Annotated in this window: 16 protein-coding genes, 1 tRNA gene and 1 pseudogene; 12 read left to right on the top strand and 6 right to left on the bottom strand. The window is 70.7% G+C overall.

From position 1 onward, the window contains the following. Positions 1-81 precede the first annotated feature (81 nt). Positions 82-1281, top strand: coding sequence for a cysteine desulfurase-like protein (locus A4R43_RS28380; protein WP_113695089.1), 1200 nt, complete (start codon positions 82-84; stop codon positions 1279-1281). On the opposite strand, the gene A4R43_RS28375 is transcribed toward A4R43_RS28380, so the two are convergent. Beyond that, a complete protein-coding gene (locus A4R43_RS28375; protein ID WP_113695088.1) occupies positions 1278-2255 on the bottom strand; it encodes an NAD(P)H-quinone oxidoreductase in 978 nt (325 codons plus the stop codon). The genes A4R43_RS28380 and A4R43_RS28375 overlap by 4 nt on opposite strands. Positions 2256-2457: 202 nt before the next feature. On the opposite strand from A4R43_RS28375, the pseudogene A4R43_RS28370 reads away from it, so the two are divergent. After that, positions 2458-3992, top strand: a pseudogene (locus tag A4R43_RS28370) (M28 family metallopeptidase). Positions 3993-4063: 71 nt separating this feature from the next. On the opposite strand, the gene ypfJ reads toward A4R43_RS28370, so the two are convergent. Beyond that, entirely contained in the window at positions 4064-4969 is a 906-nt protein-coding gene (gene ypfJ / locus A4R43_RS28365; RefSeq protein WP_113697949.1) for a KPN_02809 family neutral zinc metallopeptidase, read from the bottom strand. Positions 4970-5498: 529 nt separating this feature from the next. Between ypfJ and A4R43_RS28360 the strand changes: the two genes are divergently transcribed. Beyond that, positions 5499-5966: a MarR family winged helix-turn-helix transcriptional regulator gene (locus A4R43_RS28360; RefSeq protein ID WP_113695087.1), complete on the top strand. Its 468-nt coding sequence runs from the start codon at positions 5499-5501 to the stop codon at positions 5964-5966. 26 nt (positions 5967-5992) lie between these two features. After that, a tRNA-Ser gene (locus tag A4R43_RS28355) sits at positions 5993-6080 on the top strand. On the opposite strand, the gene A4R43_RS28350 is transcribed toward A4R43_RS28355, so the two are convergent. Continuing rightward, positions 6059-6307: a hypothetical protein gene (locus A4R43_RS28350; protein WP_113695086.1), complete on the bottom strand. Its 249-nt coding sequence runs from the start codon at positions 6305-6307 to the stop codon at positions 6059-6061. The two genes, A4R43_RS28355 and A4R43_RS28350, sit on opposite strands and share 22 nt — an antisense overlap. A gap of 140 nt (positions 6308-6447) precedes the next feature. Here A4R43_RS28350 and A4R43_RS28345 point away from each other — a divergent pair, with 140 nt between their 5' ends. Together A4R43_RS28345 and A4R43_RS28340 are read left to right on the top strand one after the other, a co-directional pair. Next, the gene (locus tag A4R43_RS28345; protein WP_113695085.1) at positions 6448-7677 is read left to right on the top strand and encodes a helix-turn-helix domain-containing protein; all 1230 of its coding nucleotides are present in this window, start codon (positions 6448-6450) and stop codon (positions 7675-7677) included. A gap of 10 nt (positions 7678-7687) precedes the next feature. After that, positions 7688-8185 (top strand): GNAT family N-acetyltransferase, encoded by a 498-nt coding sequence (locus tag A4R43_RS28340; RefSeq protein ID WP_113695084.1) that lies wholly within the window; start codon positions 7688-7690, stop codon positions 8183-8185. Between the two features lie 9 nt (positions 8186-8194). Here the strand turns inward: A4R43_RS28340 and A4R43_RS28335 are convergent, their stop codons facing one another. Further along, complete coding sequence (locus A4R43_RS28335) at positions 8195-8488, bottom strand: DUF2277 domain-containing protein (RefSeq protein WP_113695083.1); 294 nt, start codon at positions 8486-8488, stop codon at positions 8195-8197. 120 nt (positions 8489-8608) lie between these two features. Between A4R43_RS28335 and A4R43_RS28330 the strand changes: the two genes are divergently transcribed. From A4R43_RS28330 to A4R43_RS28315, 5 genes are all read left to right on the top strand, one after another. Next, the gene (locus A4R43_RS28330; protein WP_113695082.1) at positions 8609-8797 is read left to right on the top strand and encodes a DUF1918 domain-containing protein; all 189 of its coding nucleotides are present in this window, start codon (positions 8609-8611) and stop codon (positions 8795-8797) included. A 55-nt stretch (positions 8798-8852) separates the two neighbouring features. Beyond that, positions 8853-9566, top strand: coding sequence for a Crp/Fnr family transcriptional regulator (locus A4R43_RS28325; protein ID WP_236808333.1), 714 nt, complete (start codon positions 8853-8855; stop codon positions 9564-9566). Between the two features lie 96 nt (positions 9567-9662). Continuing rightward, positions 9663-9839 (top strand): hypothetical protein, encoded by a 177-nt coding sequence (locus tag A4R43_RS42935; RefSeq protein ID WP_162788628.1) that lies wholly within the window; start codon positions 9663-9665, stop codon positions 9837-9839. A gap of 181 nt (positions 9840-10020) precedes the next feature. Beyond that, positions 10021-10812 carry a hypothetical protein gene (locus tag A4R43_RS28320; protein ID WP_113695081.1) on the top strand — a complete coding sequence of 264 codons (792 nt, stop codon included), beginning with the start codon at positions 10021-10023 and terminating at the stop codon, positions 10810-10812. Between the two features lie 216 nt (positions 10813-11028). After that, on the top strand, positions 11029-11601 hold the full coding sequence (locus A4R43_RS28315) for a hypothetical protein (protein WP_113695080.1): 573 nt from the start codon (positions 11029-11031) through the stop codon (positions 11599-11601). Between the two features lie 65 nt (positions 11602-11666). Here the strand turns inward: A4R43_RS28315 and A4R43_RS28310 are convergent, their stop codons facing one another. Next, positions 11667-12848, bottom strand: a complete 1182-nt coding sequence (locus A4R43_RS28310; protein WP_113695079.1) for a S8 family peptidase — start codon at positions 12846-12848, stop codon at positions 11667-11669. 86 nt (positions 12849-12934) lie between these two features. Continuing rightward, the gene (locus A4R43_RS28305) at positions 12935-15838 is read right to left on the bottom strand and encodes an ATP-binding protein (RefSeq protein WP_113697947.1); all 2904 of its coding nucleotides are present in this window, start codon (positions 15836-15838) and stop codon (positions 12935-12937) included. 391 nt (positions 15839-16229) lie between these two features. Here A4R43_RS28305 and A4R43_RS28300 point away from each other — a divergent pair, with 391 nt between their 5' ends. Further along, positions 16230-17033 (top strand): alpha/beta hydrolase, encoded by an 804-nt coding sequence (locus A4R43_RS28300; RefSeq protein ID WP_113697946.1) that lies wholly within the window; start codon positions 16230-16232, stop codon positions 17031-17033. Positions 17034-17060 lie beyond the last annotated feature (27 nt).

Genomic DNA, 17060 nt, shown 5'->3' with positions numbered 1-17060 from the left:
CTAGCGGTCCGTGGCTGGTCACGCGGTTCCCAGGCCAACCCCGGAGCACACGGTGATTCGCAGGCTCCGTACCGTGTGCCCATGGCCTTCGACGTCGCTCGGATTCGCGGGTTGTTCCCCGCGCTGGGTGACGGCTGGATTCACTTCGACGGCGCCGCCGGCATGCTGGTCCCCGAACAGGTGGCCTCGGCGGTGTCGACCGCGATGCGGGCCCCGGTTTCCGGTCCGGGGGGTGCGTTTCCGGCCTCACAGCGTGCGGAGAGCATCGTGTCGGCGGCCCGGCGGGCGGTGGCCGACCTGGTTGGCGGGGACCCGGCCGGGGTGGTGCTCGGCGCGAGCGCCTCGGTGCTGATCCAGCGCCTGGTGGACGTGCTGTCCGAGCGGTGGACCATCGGGGACGAAGTGGTGGTCTCCCGGCTCGACGAGCAGGCGAACCTGGCGCCGTGGCGCCGCGCGGCCAAGCGGGTCGGCGCGGTGGTGCGCTGGGGTGAGATCGACATCGAGACCTGCGAACTGCCCGCGTGGCAGTACGAGAACCTGGTGTCCGCGCGCACCAAAGTGGTCACGGTGACGCTGGCCTCGGGCTCGGTGGGCACCCGCCCCGACGTGCCGACGATCATCGAGTTCGCCAAGCGGGTCGGTGCGCTGGTGGTGGTCGACGCCACCTACGCGGCCCCTTTTGTGCCGCTGGACCTGCAGGCGCTCGGCGCGGACATCATGGTGCTCTCGGCGCAGGCCTGGGGCGGTCCGGCGGTCGGCGCACTGGCCTTCCGCGATCCGGAACTGCTGGAGCGGCTGCCGTCGGTGTCGCTGGAGGCCGCGGCCCGCGGCGCGGCCCGGCTGGAGCTGGGCCCGCACGCCCACCCGCTGCTGGCCGGCCTGGTCGCCTCGGTGGACTACCTGTCCGGTTTGGACGATGCCGCGATCGGCTCGCGGCGGGAGAAACTGGTCACCTCGCTCGGTTCGGCGAAGTCGTACCACGCGGGCCTGCTCGCCCAGCTGAGCACCGAGCTGCGCTCGCTGCGGCACGTGATGGTGATCGGTGACGCGATGCGCCGGATCCCGTCGCTGGCCTTCACGGTGGCGGGCAAGAAAGCGCCCGAAGTGGCCGAATATCTTGCCTCGCAAGGACTTTGCGCGTTCGCCGACGATGGCACCGGTGGCGTGTTCGCGTCGCTGGGCGTGGGCGAGGTCGGCGGTGCGGTCCGCATCGGCCTCGCCCACTACTCCAACGTCTTCGAGATCAACCAGCTGGTGCGCGTGCTGGAAGAGCTGCGTTAGGACCGCGCGGCCAGCAGGATCTTGCCGAACACCCCGCCGTCGTCGAGCGCCTGGTGCGCGGCACCGGCGTCGGACATCGGCAGCACCTGGTCCACCACCGGCATCACCTCACCGCGCTCGACCAGCGGCCACAGGTGCTCGCGGACCGCGCTGACGATGCGTGCCTTGTTCTCCAGCGGCCGCCCGCGCAGGCCGAGCCCGGTCACGCTGGCGCGCTTGCCGATCAGCGCGCCGAGGTTCAGCTCGCCCTTCACGCCGCCCTGCATGCCGATCACCATCAGCCTGCCGTCCGGCTTGAGCGCGTCGACGTTGCGGCCGAGGTAGGCCGCGCCCATGTTGTCCAGGATGACGTCGGCGCCCCCGGTTTCCGCGCGCAGCACCTCGACGAAGTCCTGGTCGCGGTAGTTGATGGTGACGTCGGCGCCGAGCTGGCGGCAGCGGTCGAGCCGGTCCGCCGAGCCCGCGGTGACCGCCACCGTCGCGCCGAGCGCCTTGCCGACCTGGATCGCGTGCGTGCCGATGCCGCCCGCGCCGCCGTGCACCAGCAGCACCTCGCCCTCGGCCAGGCCCGCGTGCATCACCACGTTCGACCAGACCGTGCAGGCCACCTCAGGCAGCCCGGCGGCGGCGATCAGCTTGACCTCACCCGGCACCGGCAGCAGCTGCCCGGCGGGCACCACCACCTTCTCGGCGTAACCACCGCCCGCGAGCAGCGCGCACACCTCGTCGCCGACCGACCAGCCCTCGACGCCCTCGCCGAGTTCGGTGATCACGCCGGAGCACTCGAGCCCCATGATCTCGCTGGCCCCCTTCGGCGGCGGGTAGAGGCCGCGGCGTTGCAGCAGGTCCGCGCGGTTCACCGCGCTGGCGGCCACCTCCACCAGCACCTCGCCGTGGCCGGGTACCGGGTCGGGGACCTCGCTCCAGCGAAGGTTCTCGGGTCCGCCTGGTTCGCTGATCGTGATCGCGTGCATACCGTCGACGATAAACCCACAATGTCAATTCGTTACCGGCGGTGGTAAACGGCGGTTAAACGGTTACTGTCCCCGAATCCAACGAATGCCTCTTGACCAGGACCGGAAAAGAGCTGAAGGTGATGCGCATCGCGGCAACCGGCGGTGTCGGGGGACATGCGTGGCCGGGTGCCGATTCCACGTGAGATTGGGGAACCGCTCGATGTCATCCGTGAGAAAAAAGCTCGCGCCCGCGGTCGCTCTGGCGGCCTGCGCGGGCTTGGCGCTGGGCACCGCCCCGGCCGCAGGCGCGCAGGCGCAGGCGGTGCCGGACGGGCCTGCACTGGCCAAGCAGCTGGTGAAGAAGGTCGACGTAGGTGGCGTGAACCGGCACCTGATCGCCCTCCAGCGCATTTCCGACCAGAACGGCCGCACCAGGGCCGCCGGCACGCCGGGTTACGACAAGTCCGCCGAGTACGTCGCCACCAAGCTGGAGGCCGCGGGCTTCACCGTGACCCGCCAGCACTTCCCGTTCACCTACTCCGAGACGCTCGCCGAGAGCCTCAAGGTGGCCGGGCCGACGTGCCGATCATCGTGATGACCTACAGCCCGTCCACGCCGGTCGGGGGCATCACCGCGCCGCTGGCCGTGGTGCCGTCGGATGCCACGCCGGGCTGCGAGGCGACCGACTACAGCGGCGTGACCGGCAAGATCGTGCTGGTGTCGCGCGGTGCCTGCTCGTTCGCGCAGAAGCAGCAGGCCGCCGCGGAGGCCGGTGCGGTCGGCGCGGTCATCTACAACAACACCGACGGTGACCTCAACGGCACGCTCGGCGACCCGGCGTCGGCGAAGATCCCGACCGGTGGCATCACCAAGGCCGCCGGCGAGTCGCTGGCCACGCAGAACGGCGCTTCGGTCACCCTGGAACTGCGCACCATCCAGGAGGAGCGCAGCACCTACAACGTGATCGCCGAGACCAAGACCGGCCGCAAGGACAACGTGGTGATGGCCGGTGCCCACCTGGACAGCGTGCCGGGCGGCGCCGGGATCAACGACAACGGCACCGGCTCGGCCGGGCTGCTGGAGACCGCGCTGCAGCTGGGCGGCAGCCCGAAGGTGAACAACGCGGTGCGCTTCGCCTGGTGGGGTGCCGAGGAGTTCGGCCTGGTCGGCTCGGACTACTACACCGCCCAGCTCAGCTTCGAGCAGCAGCTGGACATCGCGCTGTACCTCAACTTCGACATGATCGGCTCGCCGAACGCCGCGTACTTCGCCTACGACGGCGACGACTCGGCCGGTGAGGGCGCGGGCCCCGGCCCGTACGGTTCGGCGCAGATCGAGCAGCAGTTCGTCGGTTACCTCGGCTCGCAGGGCATCGCGGTGGAGGACACCGACTTCAGCGGCCGTTCCGACTACGGCGGCTTCATCGCGCTGGGCATCCCGGCCGGTGGGCTGTTCACCGGTGCCGAGGGCATCAAGACCGAGGCGCAGGCCGCGAAGTGGGGCGGCACGGCAGGGGTGGCCTACGACCCGTGCTACCACCAGCCGTGCGACAACCTGGGCAACGTCGACCGCAAGGCGCTCGACCGCAACTCCGACGCGCTGGCCTGGGTGACCGCCACCTACGGCATCAGCACCGAAGAGGTCAACGGGGTCAGCTCGCAGGGTGCGGTGAACAAGCAGGCGACCGCGGCGAAGCGGCAGTCGCAGCGCGCGTTCTCGGCACACGCCGAGCACACGCACGACGTCGCCGCCTGATCACCTGGCAATGAACACGAATGTGGCTTTCGGGGCGGATTTCGCTCCGAAAGCCACCTTCGTGTCCGGGGTCAGCCGAGGTCGCGGGTGCTGAAGGTGTCGCAGCGGGCGGGGTCACCGGTGCTGATGCCGGTGGTGAACCACTTCTCGCGCTGCTTCGAGCTGCCGTGGCTGAACTTCGACTGGTCCACCTGGCCGCCGCCCAGTTCGCGCTGGATGTAGTCGTCGCCGATGCGGGCGGCGGTGTCCAGCGCCCGGTTGATGTCGTCCTGGGTGATGTCGGTGACCAGCGGCCTGCCGTTCTCCGTCGGCGTGGTGGTCGCGTGGTTCGCCCAGACGCCCGCGTAGCAGTCGGCCTGCAGTTCCAGGCGCACCGAGTCGGACGCCGGGCCGCTGCGGGTGCGGACGCGGTCCGAGGTGCCGTTGAGGTTCTGCACGTGGTGGCCGTATTCGTGGGCGAGCACGTAGGCCTCGGCGAACGGGCCGCCCTGCGCGCCGAAGCGCGAGCGCAGTTCCTGGAAGAACGCGAGATCGATGTAGACCTCGGAGTCGGCGGGGCAGTAGAACGGGCCGACGTCGGAGCTGGCGTTGCCGCAGCCGGTGCGCACGCCGCCGCTGAAGAAGTTCGTGGTGGCCTTGCGATAGGTCTGCCCGGAGCGGGCGAACTCGGCGGCCCAGTAGTCCTGGATGGAGTTGATCACCGCGACGGTGGCGCAGTCGCGGTTGCGGTTGGCGTCGGCGCCGGTCCGGCATTCCGAGGAGAGCGACGAGTTGTCGGTCTGCTCGCCGGAGCCGAGGCCGGACAGCCCGCTGCCGCTGGGCGCGACCCCGCCGAACTGGGACAGCAGGAAGTACACCACCAGCCCGAGCACACCGAGCCCGCCACCGCCGATGGCGACCCGGCCGCCGATCCCACCGCCGCCGCGCTGATCGGAAACCTCGGACAGGTCGAGGCCCGCACCTTCGTCGAATCGCACGGCCAAAGCCTAACCGCGGTCGGGAAACCCTGCGCGGGCAAGAAAAAGCCTGGGTGTGCGTCCCGCTGCGGGACGCACACCCAGGACTACCGAGGTTGTCATGGAAACTACCGCGGTCGGCCGCATTGCCGGGCCGGCGATGAGCGCTGGCGGTGAGGTCACCGAGGCCACACCGATAACACAGGCTCGAAAGACGCCGAAATGCGCGTTTCAAGACCCGAGCGCACGTGGAATACCCGCGCTCGCGCTGTTCACAATCACGACCTGGTCGCCTGTGAGGTCGCCCCGGTCGTGGGGACACAGCCGGCGGTCAACCGCGAGGAATCATTCGTCACTGCACCACCTAACCCTCTCCCGGGTGGAGGCCCGTCCCGGCGCGCCTGGCCGGTGTGCCGCGGTGCGGGTCGTGCCATCCGCTTGACAACCAAGGATGCGCCTCGGGCGGCGGTCAGACAACCGTTTCGGCGACCACTTTCGGCGGAAGATCCCCGCTGCGGAGGAGGTGGGCGCGGGTTCTACTCTGCGTAGCATGAGCGAGGAAGAACCGCGGTGGCTGAGCGAGCGGGAAATGCTCGCCTGGCGGTCGTACATCGTCGCCACGCTGCACCTGCGGCAGCGGCTGCACCGCGAGCTCGCGGAGGAGCACGACCTCTCGCTCATCGACTACGAGGTGCTGGTCGCGCTGTCGGCCTGCGAGGACGGCCGGGTCCGGATGTCGGAGCTGGCGGCCATGCTGGGTTCGACGAAGAGCAGGCTGTCGCACCAGGTGGGCAGGCTGGAGCACGAGGGTCACGTGCAGCGCGAGCGCGACCCGGCCGACCGGCGCGGGGTGATCACGGTGCTCACGGACAGTGGCCGCGCCCTGCTGGAGCGGGCCGCGCCCACGCACGTGAAGGGCGTGCGGGAGCACCTGATCGACCTGCTCACCGAAGAGGAGCAGGTCGTACTGGGGCAGGCGTTCACGCGCGTCAACGACCACCTGGGGGGCGCCTGGTGACCAGCGGGGCGCTAGGCTCGGGGCAGGGAAGCGTGGCAGAGCGGCCGAATGCACTCGCCTTGAAAGCGAGCGTTGGGAAACCAACCGGGGGTTCAAATCCCTCCGCTTCCGCCATCGCCACCGCCTCGGAACGCGGCGAGTATTTCGCGGGTTCGCCGTAGGTCGTCGAGGGTGAGGACTTCGGTCTCGGCGCTTTCGAGCCGGGCGAGCATTGTGTTCTGCAGCAGGGTGTTCGCGGCCAGGTGCCGCAGGGACGGCGTGAGCACGTAGCGCGCGCCGATCGTGGCCAGTTCGTCGAAGGCGTCGTGCGAGCCTGTGGTGAACTCGTAATAGATGCTCACGATCGGTATCCCTTCTCCTTCGGCGAAGGAGCGCAGTCTTCGTTCCCAGCAGCGAACCCGGCGATCGGGCCAGGTACCGGTGTGGCACCGGCGAGACGCGGTCGTTGCACCCAAAGTACGAGCCTGATTACAGTCCGGTGATGACGATCGTGCGGACCTGGACCGGCCGCGAAGCCAAGTTGTTGCGCACGGCCATGCGCGCCAGCGTCCGCGACTTCGCCGCCCACCTCGGCGTGGGCACCCGGACGGTCTCCAAGTGGGAGGCGCGGGGCGCGGACATCCGGCCCACGCCCGAGATGCAGGCGGTGCTCGACACCGCGCTCGCTCGCGCCACCGACGACGTCCGGACGCGCTTCTCCGGCCTCCTCGACGAGGTACCGTCCGATCCCATGAGGCGCCGCACGCTCGTCAAGTGGGGGCTCGCCGCCACCGCCACCGCGGGACTGGGGGCGGGCAAGCTCGGCTCCGCCGAGGTCGCCACGATCCGGCGAGCGACGGCGCGCCTGTGCGGCCTCGACCACCGCCACGGCGGTGAGACCCTGTGGCGCGCCGGGGTGAACTGGTCGCAGCAGGCGCACCTCATGCTGGAGCGCGGCACCTACGGCGGCCGGATCGGCGACCAGCTGCTCGCGGCCACCGGGAACCTGCAGATCCGCACCGGCTGGCTGGCCTGCGACGCCGGTCAGCACGACGTGGCGCAGGCCAGCTTCACGGACGCGCTCGCGGTAGCCAGGCAGGCCGCCGACGCTGAGATCGAGACCCGCGCGCTGGCCGGTCTCGGGTTCCACAGCAATCTGTTCGGCCGCCCGCGTGAGGGCCTGCGCTACTCCAAGGCAGCCGCGGCCGCGGCGGCGCGGCTGCCCCGGACGCCACGGGCGACCGCCGCGTCGTTGCTGTCCGCGGCCGTGGGAGGTGCGCGTAGCGGTGACGCGGCGGAGGCCGGAAAGGCGATCGCGGGAGCGCGTCGCGCGCTCGACGCCGATCGTGGTGACGTGGCTGCCGATTGGGCGGCCTTCCTGAGCCCGCTCGAAATCGACGCGGTCGAAGCGACCTGCGCGGTGGAAACCGGTCACCACGCCCGGGCGGAGTTGCTGTTCGAGCGGGCCATCGCCGGGTACGGCGGCGCTTTCGCCCGCAACGTCGCGCTCTACCGGGTCCGGCTCGCCCAGGCGCGACTGCGAGCGGGCGCTGTCGATGGCGCGGTCGAAGCGGTGGACGCCGTGCTCGACGAACTCGACGGCGAACTGGAGAGCTGGCGGGTGAGCACGGAACTCGGCCGGGTGCGGCGGGAGATCGCTCGGCATCGCGGGGCTCCCGGCGTCGAGCGGTTCCTCGACCGCGTGAGGGGGATCAGTGCTCAGCCGACATGACGCGGCCGGTATGCGAGCCCAGCGCGAAGCACTGCTGGCGGTGTACCAGGAGGTTTACGCGGATCAGCTGGATGATCCCTTTTTCGCGCCCGATCGGTTCTGGGAGCGGCTGGAGAGTTACGCCAAGTGGCCTGGCTTCTCGCTCGTGACGCTGCACCACGGAGGCTTGGTCGGGTACTCGCTCGGTTACCGGTTGCCGCCGCGGTCCGCGTGGTGGCGCGGGTTCCTGGGCGACGTCGAGCCGGAACTGCTGGTGGAGGACGGCGAACGCACGTTCGCGGTGACCCAGCTGATGGTGCGCCCCGTCTTCCGGCGGCGCGGGCACGCTTGCGAACTGCACGACGCGCTGCTCAGCGACCGCCCGGAGCAGCGCGCCACCTTGCTGGTGAAGCCCACCAACACACCCGCGCGGACCGCGTACCTCTCCTGGGGCTGGGAGGTGTTCGGGCAGGTGCGGCCGTTCGAGGACGCGCCGGTCTACGACGCGCTCCTGCGGCAGCTGCGCTGAAGACCCCGGTCAGGCCTCGGCGGCGGCTTTCGCGGCCTCTCGGGCGGCGATCCTCGCCTGGACCTCCGGGCGGCGCAGCGGCGGCACCACGGCCGGCGGCTTGCGACGCGCGGGCAGGGCGTTGATCAGCTTCTCGGTCGCGGCGGCGATCTCGGCGACCGCGGTCTCGTAGGCCTCGCGGTTGTTCTTCGAAACCGAACTGACCCCGCCGACCTTCCGGACGTACTGCTCGGCCGCGGCCTGGATCTCCTCGTCGGTGGCGACCGGCTCGAGCCCGCGCAGGTTGGTGATGTTGCGGCACATGGCACCACCATACGTCGGCCGGCTCGAAATCGGCTCGAAATCGTGGTTCACCCTGGCGCACCCTGTGCTCGCGCGCGCGTACGGGGCATCCTGGAAACACGGCGAAGATGGGAGGAAACCATGCAGGCAAGCGTCGGCGACAAGCTGCTGACCCACGGCCGGGTGGTCGGCCAGCAGGACCGGTTCGCCGAGATCGTCGAAGTGCTCGGCGAGGACGGCACCCCGCCGTACCGGGTGCGGTTCCCCGACGGCCACGAGGCGCTGGTCAGCCCCGGAGCGGATTCCGTGGTGCGCAACCGGGACGCCTGAGCCACCGGGCGGGGGAGGGGGATTTTGTCATGCCGTCCTGCGCACCGTGCGCGTTGTGCGCCACCCGCCCCTGGCGCGGCCCGTGACCTGGCGTGACCCACTACCGCAGGCGGACCCCGCCACCTTCTGGGGTGCGCTCGAACAGCCGGACCGGCAAGCGCTCGCGGTCGCCGGTGCGCTGTGCTCCTACCCCCGCCCGGCCACGCTCTGCCGCGAAGGCGAGGGCGCCGACGGCGTTTTTGTGCTCTACGGCGGCCTGGTCGAGGTGTTCCGCGCCGACTCGAGCGGCAACCGGACGGTCATCGCGCGCCGCGGGCCCGGCGAGATCGTCGGTGACATGGCCGCGGTCGACGGCGGCCCGGTGTCGGCCACCGTCCAGGTGCTGCGCCAGGTGCGCGCGCTGGTGGTGCCCGCGGTCCGGTTCGCCGCGCTGTGCCGCGAGCGCCCGCGCATCGCCTGGCCGGTGCTGACCAACGCGGTGGCCCGCCTGCGCGACAGCGACCTGCACCGCCACCAGCACCGCTTCGACACCCGCCGCCGCACCGTGCAGTGCTTGCTCGACCTCGCCCGCGTGGAGAGCCGTTCCGGGGAACTCGTGACGATTCGCTTGACGCAGCGCGAACTGGCGGACATGGTGCTCGCGTCACTGGTTTCGGTGACCAGGGTGCTCGAAGAGCTCCGGCGCCGGGAAGTGGTGACCACCGGCCGCGGCCGGATCAGCGTGCGCGTGCCGGCCCTGCGCGCGCTGCTCGACGAGGCCGAAGGCTGAGTTCGGCGTTGCACGTCATTTGACGCAGAAGGTTCCCGGTGGCCGGGATACCGTGATCTTGCGACGGTAAATGGCTACCGGAAAAGGTGATTCCCGATGCGAATGCTGTGCGCTCCAGCGCTGATGATCAGGATTGTCGCCACCGCGCTGCTGGTCGGGTTGATCAGTGGTTTTGTGCTTGGTGTCCAGCTCAACCCGGTTTTCGGCGAACCGGTTTCGGCTGGCTACACCCCGGTGGCGCCGACCGTTTACGAGCAGGCCGACGGCCGCTGAACCGCCGGGTTTCCACTCGACGGCAGCCGTCCCGGAAATGTCATCTTTTCACCGGTGGTACGGACTTGTTTTTTCCAGCTGCTTCCTTTGAGACTGGCGGCGTACGGCATTCAGCGCAGGACCGGAGATTCTTTTTCCGGTCCGCCTGGAACGTTGGCGCTTTTCCGAGAATGGAGTTCTGGTGGCGGATCCGACCTTCGACCCGATCCTGGAAGTGCGCCGCCCCCGTGCGGTCCGGTTGTTCGCGCCGATCCCGCCACCGCGCCGCGGCACCGCGCTGGTGCTCGAACCCCGTGAGGGCGAACCGGTGGTGGTGGACGCGGACGGCCGCGTGCCGGACGCCTGGCTGGGCAACTACCTGCGGTCGTGGCTGGTGGACCTGGCCGACCACGAACTCGCCTTCACCGAGTCCCTGCCCGCCGAGGACCCGGACCTGGCCTTCGACGCCGAGGTGCGCTGCACCTGCCGCGTGGACAGCCCCGGTCAGGTGGTGCGGCGCCGGGTGCGGGACGTGGCCGCCACCGTCCGGCCCGCGCTGGCCGCGTTCCTGCGTGACATCACCGCCGCCTACGACATCGACGCCTACGCCGACGCAGAAGCGGATCTCAACGCACAGCTGGAGTTCTTCACCGCCGACCCGGCGCTCCACATTGGACCGTGCTCGGTGCGGCTGCACGTCGATCCGGCGGTGCGCGGCCGGGCCGGGCACCCCGGCGGCCGCCTCCGGCTGGGGCAGATGCACCGCGGCGCGCTGGGCAGGCTGGTCACCAGCGGCGACCCGGCGCTGGCCGCGCGCCTGCTCGCCGGGGTCGACGTGACGCACGAGCGGATCCCGACCATTTCGCCGCCACCGCCGCCGAGCCGGTCCGTGCACGCGATGGGCATGGTCGATCCCGAGCCGTCCGGGGCGGCGCTGCGGGAACGGCTGATCGCCCATCTGCGTCAGAACCACACCAAGCCAGGGGGTCACTGATCGAGCAAGGCCGGTGGTCCGTTCGCTGAAGGGGGGCGAACGGCCCGCCGGCCCGCCGTTTTCGGTGTCACCCGATCGAGTTGTTCTCGGCGCACCGGCCAGGTGAGTGGCGCGGGTGCGGTTCCGCCGGGGCTGAACGCGCTGGTAGCTTCCCCTCACTCGCGTGGTCACTGTCGGCGCAAAGCCGGTGACACCAAGCATCGGAGGTTTGGTCTGGTGACGCGGACTTTTCGGCATCGGCGGCGTCGACTGCCCAGTGGTACGCCCGCACCCGCGAACCTGTACGACCGCACCGGGATCATCGGGGCGAGCGAAGTCGGGCGTCGTGCCGGGGATCCGCTGGAGCCCGCCGAGCGCGGTGGCCTGCGCCACGCGGCGCTGGTGATGGGTGCGGCCGCGGCGTTGTTCTTCGTCGGCTGGCTCGGCACGCACGGTGTGCCGCAGGTGCCGACCCCGCTGGAAACCGCGCAGGCGCCCGTGCAGGCGCCGCCGCGGGTGCTCGCCGAGCCGGAACCGGTGGTGGAAAAGCCCGCTGTGCCACCGGAAACGCCGAAGGAGGAGGCGCCGAAGCCGGCCACCGCGGTGGTCGCCGCTTCGGAGACCAAGGCCAAGAAGAAGCCCGAGCCGAAGAAGAAGCCCGCCGCGACCGCCGAGGCACGCAGCGACCTGCCGGTCCAAACCACCCAGCCCAAGCCGAAGAACCCCGTCGAGCAGTTCGAGGAACAGTTCGAGCAACTCGTCGGCCCGGTCTTCGACCAGATGGTGTCCCAGGCCAGAGGCGGCCGCTAGGCACGAGAGAACGAGAAACCGGCCCGCCGCTGGGAAAGCGGCGGGCCGGTTTGCTTGCTACCGGGTCAGCTGACGTAGAGCAGCTTGTTCGGCGAACCGGAACCCGGGTTCTTCACCACGCCGTTGGTCGCGGCGTTCTTCAGCGCGGTCTGCACCTGGGCCGGGGTGGCCGAGGGGTTGGCCGACAGGTAGATCGCCGCGGCACCGGCCACGTGCGGCGAGGCCATCGAGGTGCCGGACATCGAAGTGGTGCCACCACCGTTCCGCGTGGAGGTCACGCTGACCCCGGGCGCGAAGATGTCCGAGCAGGTGCCGTAGTTCGAGAAGCTCGCGCGGTTGTCGCTGGAGTCGGTGGCGTTCACCGTGATCGCCTCCGGCGCGCGGGCCGGGCTGTAGTTGCAGGCGTTCGCGTTGGAATTGCCGGACGCCACGACCACCGTCACACCGGCGTTGCTGGCGTTGCGCACCGCGGTGTCCACACTGGACGCCGCGCCCCCGCCGAGGCTCATGTTCAGCACCGCGGGCTTCTTCGCGTTCTTGGCCACCCAGTCGATGCCCGCCACGATCTGGGCGTAGGACCCGGAACCGGAGCAGTTCAGCACGCGCACCGCGACCAGGCTGGTCGACTTGGCCACGCCGTAGGTGGTGCTGCCGACGGTGCCCGCCACGTGCGTGCCGTGGCCCTGGCAGTCGGAGGCGTTGGTGTCGTTGTCGATGAAGTCGTACCCGCTGGTCGCCCGGCCGCCGAAGTCCGGGTGCTGCATGTAGATCCCGGTGTCGGCGATGTAGGAGGTGACGCCCTCACCGCCGTTGGGATAGGTGTAGGTCTTGCTCAGCGGCAGGTTGCGCTGGTCGATCCGGTCCAGGCCCCACACCGGGTTGTTCTGCGTGCCCTGGATGGTCAGCACGGCGTTCTGCTCGACGTACTCCACCCGCGGGTCGGCGGCCAGCCGCTTCGCCTGCTTCTCGCTCATGTTCGCCGAAAAGCCCTGCATCGCCGCGGTGTAGGTGAGCCCGACCGAGCCACCGTGTCTCGCGGTCAGTTCCGCCGCGGTGTCCCCGACCGAGCTGATGCCGAGCTGGTCCTTCAGCTTGACGACGTAGCTGCCGGGGATCGCGGCGCCCTCGCCCGCGCCCCTGATCTGGCCCTCTTCCGGCTGCGCCGCGGCGGTCCCGCCGACGGCGACGCTCAGTCCGGTCACCGCGGCCAGCAGGCCCGCGTACAACGGCTTGCGGATGTTCACCATGGGTACTCCCGTCGAATCCGGTGGCTGGGGTCCTCACGAAAAATCGTCGCCCCGGGCCACCGGGCGAACAATCCGCAAATATTTCACTAGGGGTACGTATTTAAAGAAGTTTTCCGACCGACCTCGGTGCGTGAGCGCGCGCCGAGTTTCCGCAGCACATTCGCCACGTGCTGCTCGACCGTCCGGGGCGAAAGGAACAGGCCGTTCGCGATTTCCCGGTTGGTCCGGCCGGCCGCGAGCATTTCCGCGACCTCCTTCTCACGCGGTGACAATTGCTGACCGTAACCGCGCCTGCCTCGCTGTGACGGCGCCCAGGCACCGTGCTCACGCAGCCGGTGACGGCACCGGCCCGCGTCACGGGCGGCGCCGAGCGCTTCGTACCCGTCGGCGGCGGCGCCCAGTTCGGCGAGCGCGGTGGCGGTGTCGCCGGTTTCCAGCCGTGACAACGCGCCGCGTTCTCGCGCCCAGTGCGCCAGGTACGGCATCGGCATCGCGTCCGCCAGTTCGCGCGCGCTCGCGAAGCGTTCCGTGGCGTCCGCGTGCTTCCCTTGTGCGGCAAGCAAAACCGCCTGGGCGGAGGCGAGTCCCGCCGAGGCCGCCGGGGCGTCACGCCCGGCGATGCCGCTCTCGAAGTCCTGGATCGCCAGCTCGGCGTCGTCGAACCGGCCCGCGTGCACGTAGGCGTCCACCGCCGACGGCACGAGTTCCGCCGCCCACACCCAGATCTCCTTGCGCCGCGCGGTGGTCATGCCGTGGTCGGCCGCCGCGCACGCGCCCGGCACGTCCCCGGCGGCCAGGCGCACCCGCGCGAGCATGCCCGCCGCGCTCAGCACCACGGTCATCACGCCCTGGTCCGGGTTGAGCAGATTCGTTGCGGCCAGGTGCTTTTCGGCTTCCTCGAACTCGCCGCGCACACACGCGAGCCCGGCCAGCACGAGCGCCGACTCCGAGGTGATCGCCGAGAGGTCGCGGTACTTCTCACGCAGCGCCTCGGCGGACTCGGCGAGCCCGGACCAGTTGCCGGTGAGCCAGTCGAGCCGCGCCCTGGTCGACTGGCCGTTGCCGGTGACGAAGAGCGCGCCGGCGCAGTTCGCGATCCGCAGGCCGTCCTTGAGGATGCGCGCGGCGCGGTCGAAGTGGCCGACCCAGGCGCCCGCGTCGGCGAGGTTGCACCAGAACCGCGCCTGCTGCACGCGTTCGGCCACGGTCACCGCGACCTCACCGGCTTCGGACTTGAACCGCTCGAACTCGTCCCACGCCGAGCCGTCGCCGATGTGCGCGCGCCCGGCGATGCGGTCGGCGGTCAGCGCCAGCCGCAGTTCGGGGTCGTCGAGCTGGTCGTGGACCTGGCGCGCGCGGTCCATCCAGTGCTGGTGCCACGACAGCGGGGTGGTGCCGTCGATCGGCTGCGCCAGCAGGTTGATGCCGCGCGCGGCGAGTTCCGGGTCACCGGCGAGTTCGTCGATGGCCTTCTGCACGGCGGCGCGCCCGCGGGACAGCTCACCGCTCTTGCGCACCAGCAGCAGGCCGGTGTTCATCCGGATGGTGCCGCGGGTGACCGCCGACAGCTCGTACTCGCCGATCACCTTCTCCAGCGTCCTGGTGACGTCGGGGCGGAGCCCGCGCAACGCCACGCGGCTGAGCTTCTCGGCCATCCGGCCCGCGTCCTCGGCCGCGGGCTTGGTGCCGTCGAGCACCGCCTGCAGCGCGTCGATGGCCAGTGAGGTTTCGCCGAGTTCGATGGCCTGGTCCGCCGCCGCTTCGGCGTACCGCTGCCATTCCCCGATGCGACCGGCCGCTTTCGCGTGCCCGGCCAGCTGCACCAGTGGCGGGGGTTCGATGGCTGCCAGCGCCCGCATCGCGCGCGCGTGCAGCAACTGTCTTTCCGGGCCGCTGATCGCGTCGTAGACCGACTTCATCGCCAGCGCGTGCCGGAAGCCGTAGCGGTCGCGGGTCACCTCGCGCAGCACCCCGGCGTCCAGCGCCTGCGCCAGCGCGGTGGACAGCGGGCGCCCGCGCAGCCCGGCCAGCGCGCCGAGCAGCGAGATCTCGGCTGGTACCCCGAGCACGGCCGCCGAGCGCGCCACGCGCACCGCGGTGTCGGACAGCGTGCTCATCCGCTCGGTCATCGCTTCACGCAGCAGGACCGGCACCTCGAGGCTGTCCAGCAGCCGGTGCCCGGTCGCGCGGTCGACCTCGACGGCTCCGGCCGGGCCACGCAGCGCGCGCAGCGTTTCCTCCACCACGAACGGGATGCCGGCGGTGCTCTCGTGCAGTTTGGCGGCGAACTCCTCGGCCACGCGCGGCGCGTCGAGAATGGTCGATGCCAGCGTGCGCACCGCGGGCACGTCCAGCGGGCCGAGCTGCACGCGGGCCGCGCGCACACCCTCGGCCGGTCGGTACGGCACACCGAGCGGACCACCGGTGCGCAGGTCCTCGCTGCGGTAGGTGACCACCACGCCGAGCTGCTCCGGCGGCCGCGACAACACGAACCACAGCAGGTCGCGCGTGCGCTCGTCGGCCCAGTGCAGGTCGTCGATGACCAGCAGCGCGGGCCCGCAGGCGCCGAGCAGCTCGCGGATGGCGCGGAATTCGCGGTGCCGTTCGGCGGCGGTGTCGGCCAGCGGCTGCGGGCGCGGCGGCAGCAGGTCGGCGATCTCCGGCAGCAGCGGCCGGAGCACACCGGCCACCGGGCTCAGCGGCCCGATCGGGAAATCGGCGACCCCGCGCAGCGCTTCCAGCACCGGGCCGTAGGGGAAGGGCTCTCGCAGCGGCTGGCACGAGCCGGTGAGCACGCGCGTGCCGGCGAGTTCGGGCCGTCGCAGCAGTTCCTGCACCAGCCGGGTCTTGCCCATGCCCGCCTCGCCTTCGAGCAGGACGGCGGACGGGCGCTCGGCGACCAGCTCGACGAGCGTGGTCAGCTCGGTGTCCCGGCCGACGAGCACGGGTGAACTCGTCCGCACGGACAGCACCGAGGACAACGGTGGCATCAGTGGCACCGTCGGCACGGCGGTTGCAGGGCGTTGGGCCATCCACATCATGGCTCGCTCCTCGACAACGGGTGACTGGGGCAGGTCACCGCGCTGAGCGGAGCCTAGGCAGTCGGGCACCCGCTGGTAAACCTTGTGCAACCCGGCGAATCGCCTGGTGAAAAGGTCGATTCGGAACGGAATGTCACCGTTTTGCCGACTTCTGGTGGACCCCGGATGACACTGAGTAGTCAACTCGTGTTCTTCACCTGTTCCGGCGGTAACTCCCTCGGACGTGTGAGCCGAGATGTCACGTCCAGTAAGCAACGAAAATTCCTACGTACGGACCCACACGTTCGGGTGAATATCGAATAACACTCTTGCCACGCGGGCCGCGTGGCACACTGTGCGGATGTGGCGGTCGTGGCTGATCGGACTGGGCTGGCTGGCCGCGGTGGCGCTGCTCCTGGTCTCCCTGTTGTACGCCTTCCAGCGCAAGGTGATCTACCTGCCGACGGCCGACGTGGTCCCCGCCGCGGCGACCGTGCTGCCGGGGGCGCGTGACGTCGCCTTCGACACCGCCGACGGCCTCCGGCTCGGCGGCTGGTTCGTGCCCGCCCGCGGTCAGGACACCGGGTTCACCGTGCTGGTCGCCCCCGGCAACGCCGGTGACCGGTCGCTGCGGGCGCCGCTAGCCCGCGCGCTGGCCGCTCGCGGGCTGAGCGTGCTGCTGTTCGACTACCGCGGTTTCGGCGGGAACCCCGGGTCGCCGAGCGAAGAGGGGCTGACGCAGGACATCCGCGCGGCGCACCGGTTCCTCGTCGGCGAACTCGGGGTGCCGCCGGACCGGCTGCGGTACTACGGCGAGAGCCTCGGGTGCTCGCTGGTCGCGAAGCTGGCGACCGAGCAGCCGCCCGCCGCGTTGATCCTGCGGTCGCCGTTCGTGGACCTGCCGTCGATCGGCGAATTGCAGTACCCGTTCCTGCCGGTGCGCTCGATGATGTGGGACCGCTACCCGGTCGCCGACGACGTCCGGCGCGTCACCGCGCCCATCGTCGTGGTCTACGGCGACGCCGATTCGATCGTGCCGCCGGAGCAGAGCATCGAGGTGGCCGCCGCCGGCCGGGCCCGCGCGGTGCCCGTGCACGGCGCCGACCACAACGACCGCTCCCTGTTGGACGGTCCGCAGCTGATCGACACCGTCGTCACGCCGTGACCGGCGGGGTTGACAGCGGACCGGGCG

The sequence above is a fragment of the Amycolatopsis albispora genome (assembly GCF_003312875.1).
GTDB lineage: Bacteria > Actinomycetota > Actinomycetes > Mycobacteriales > Pseudonocardiaceae > Amycolatopsis > Amycolatopsis albispora.
The sequence above is the reverse complement of the archived record's forward strand: the minus strand, read 5'-3'. Positions and strand labels throughout refer to the sequence as shown.

Coding starts and splice junctions, on each gene's coding strand:
- A4R43_RS28330 (WP_113695082.1), top strand. CDS start 8,609: ATGCAGGCAAGCGTCGGCGACAAGCTGCTGACCCACGGCCGGGTGGTC.
- A4R43_RS28335 (WP_113695083.1), bottom strand. CDS start 8,488: ATGTGCCGCAACATCACCAACCTGCGCGGGCTCGAGCCGGTCGCCACC.
- A4R43_RS42935 (WP_162788628.1), top strand. CDS start 9,663: ATGCGAATGCTGTGCGCTCCAGCGCTGATGATCAGGATTGTCGCCACC.
- A4R43_RS28300 (WP_113697946.1), top strand. CDS start 16,230: ATGTGGCGGTCGTGGCTGATCGGACTGGGCTGGCTGGCCGCGGTGGCG.
- A4R43_RS28310 (WP_113695079.1), bottom strand. CDS start 12,848: ATGGTGAACATCCGCAAGCCGTTGTACGCGGGCCTGCTGGCCGCGGTG.
- A4R43_RS28340 (WP_113695084.1), top strand. CDS start 7,688: ATGCGAGCCCAGCGCGAAGCACTGCTGGCGGTGTACCAGGAGGTTTAC.
- A4R43_RS28360 (WP_113695087.1), top strand. CDS start 5,499: ATGAGCGAGGAAGAACCGCGGTGGCTGAGCGAGCGGGAAATGCTCGCC.
- A4R43_RS28305 (WP_113697947.1), bottom strand. CDS start 15,838: ATGCCACCGTTGTCCTCGGTGCTGTCCGTGCGGACGAGTTCACCCGTG.
- A4R43_RS28380 (WP_113695089.1), top strand. CDS start 82: ATGGCCTTCGACGTCGCTCGGATTCGCGGGTTGTTCCCCGCGCTGGGT.
- A4R43_RS28345 (WP_113695085.1), top strand. CDS start 6,448: ATGACGATCGTGCGGACCTGGACCGGCCGCGAAGCCAAGTTGTTGCGC.
- A4R43_RS28375 (WP_113695088.1), bottom strand. CDS start 2,255: ATGCACGCGATCACGATCAGCGAACCAGGCGGACCCGAGAACCTTCGC.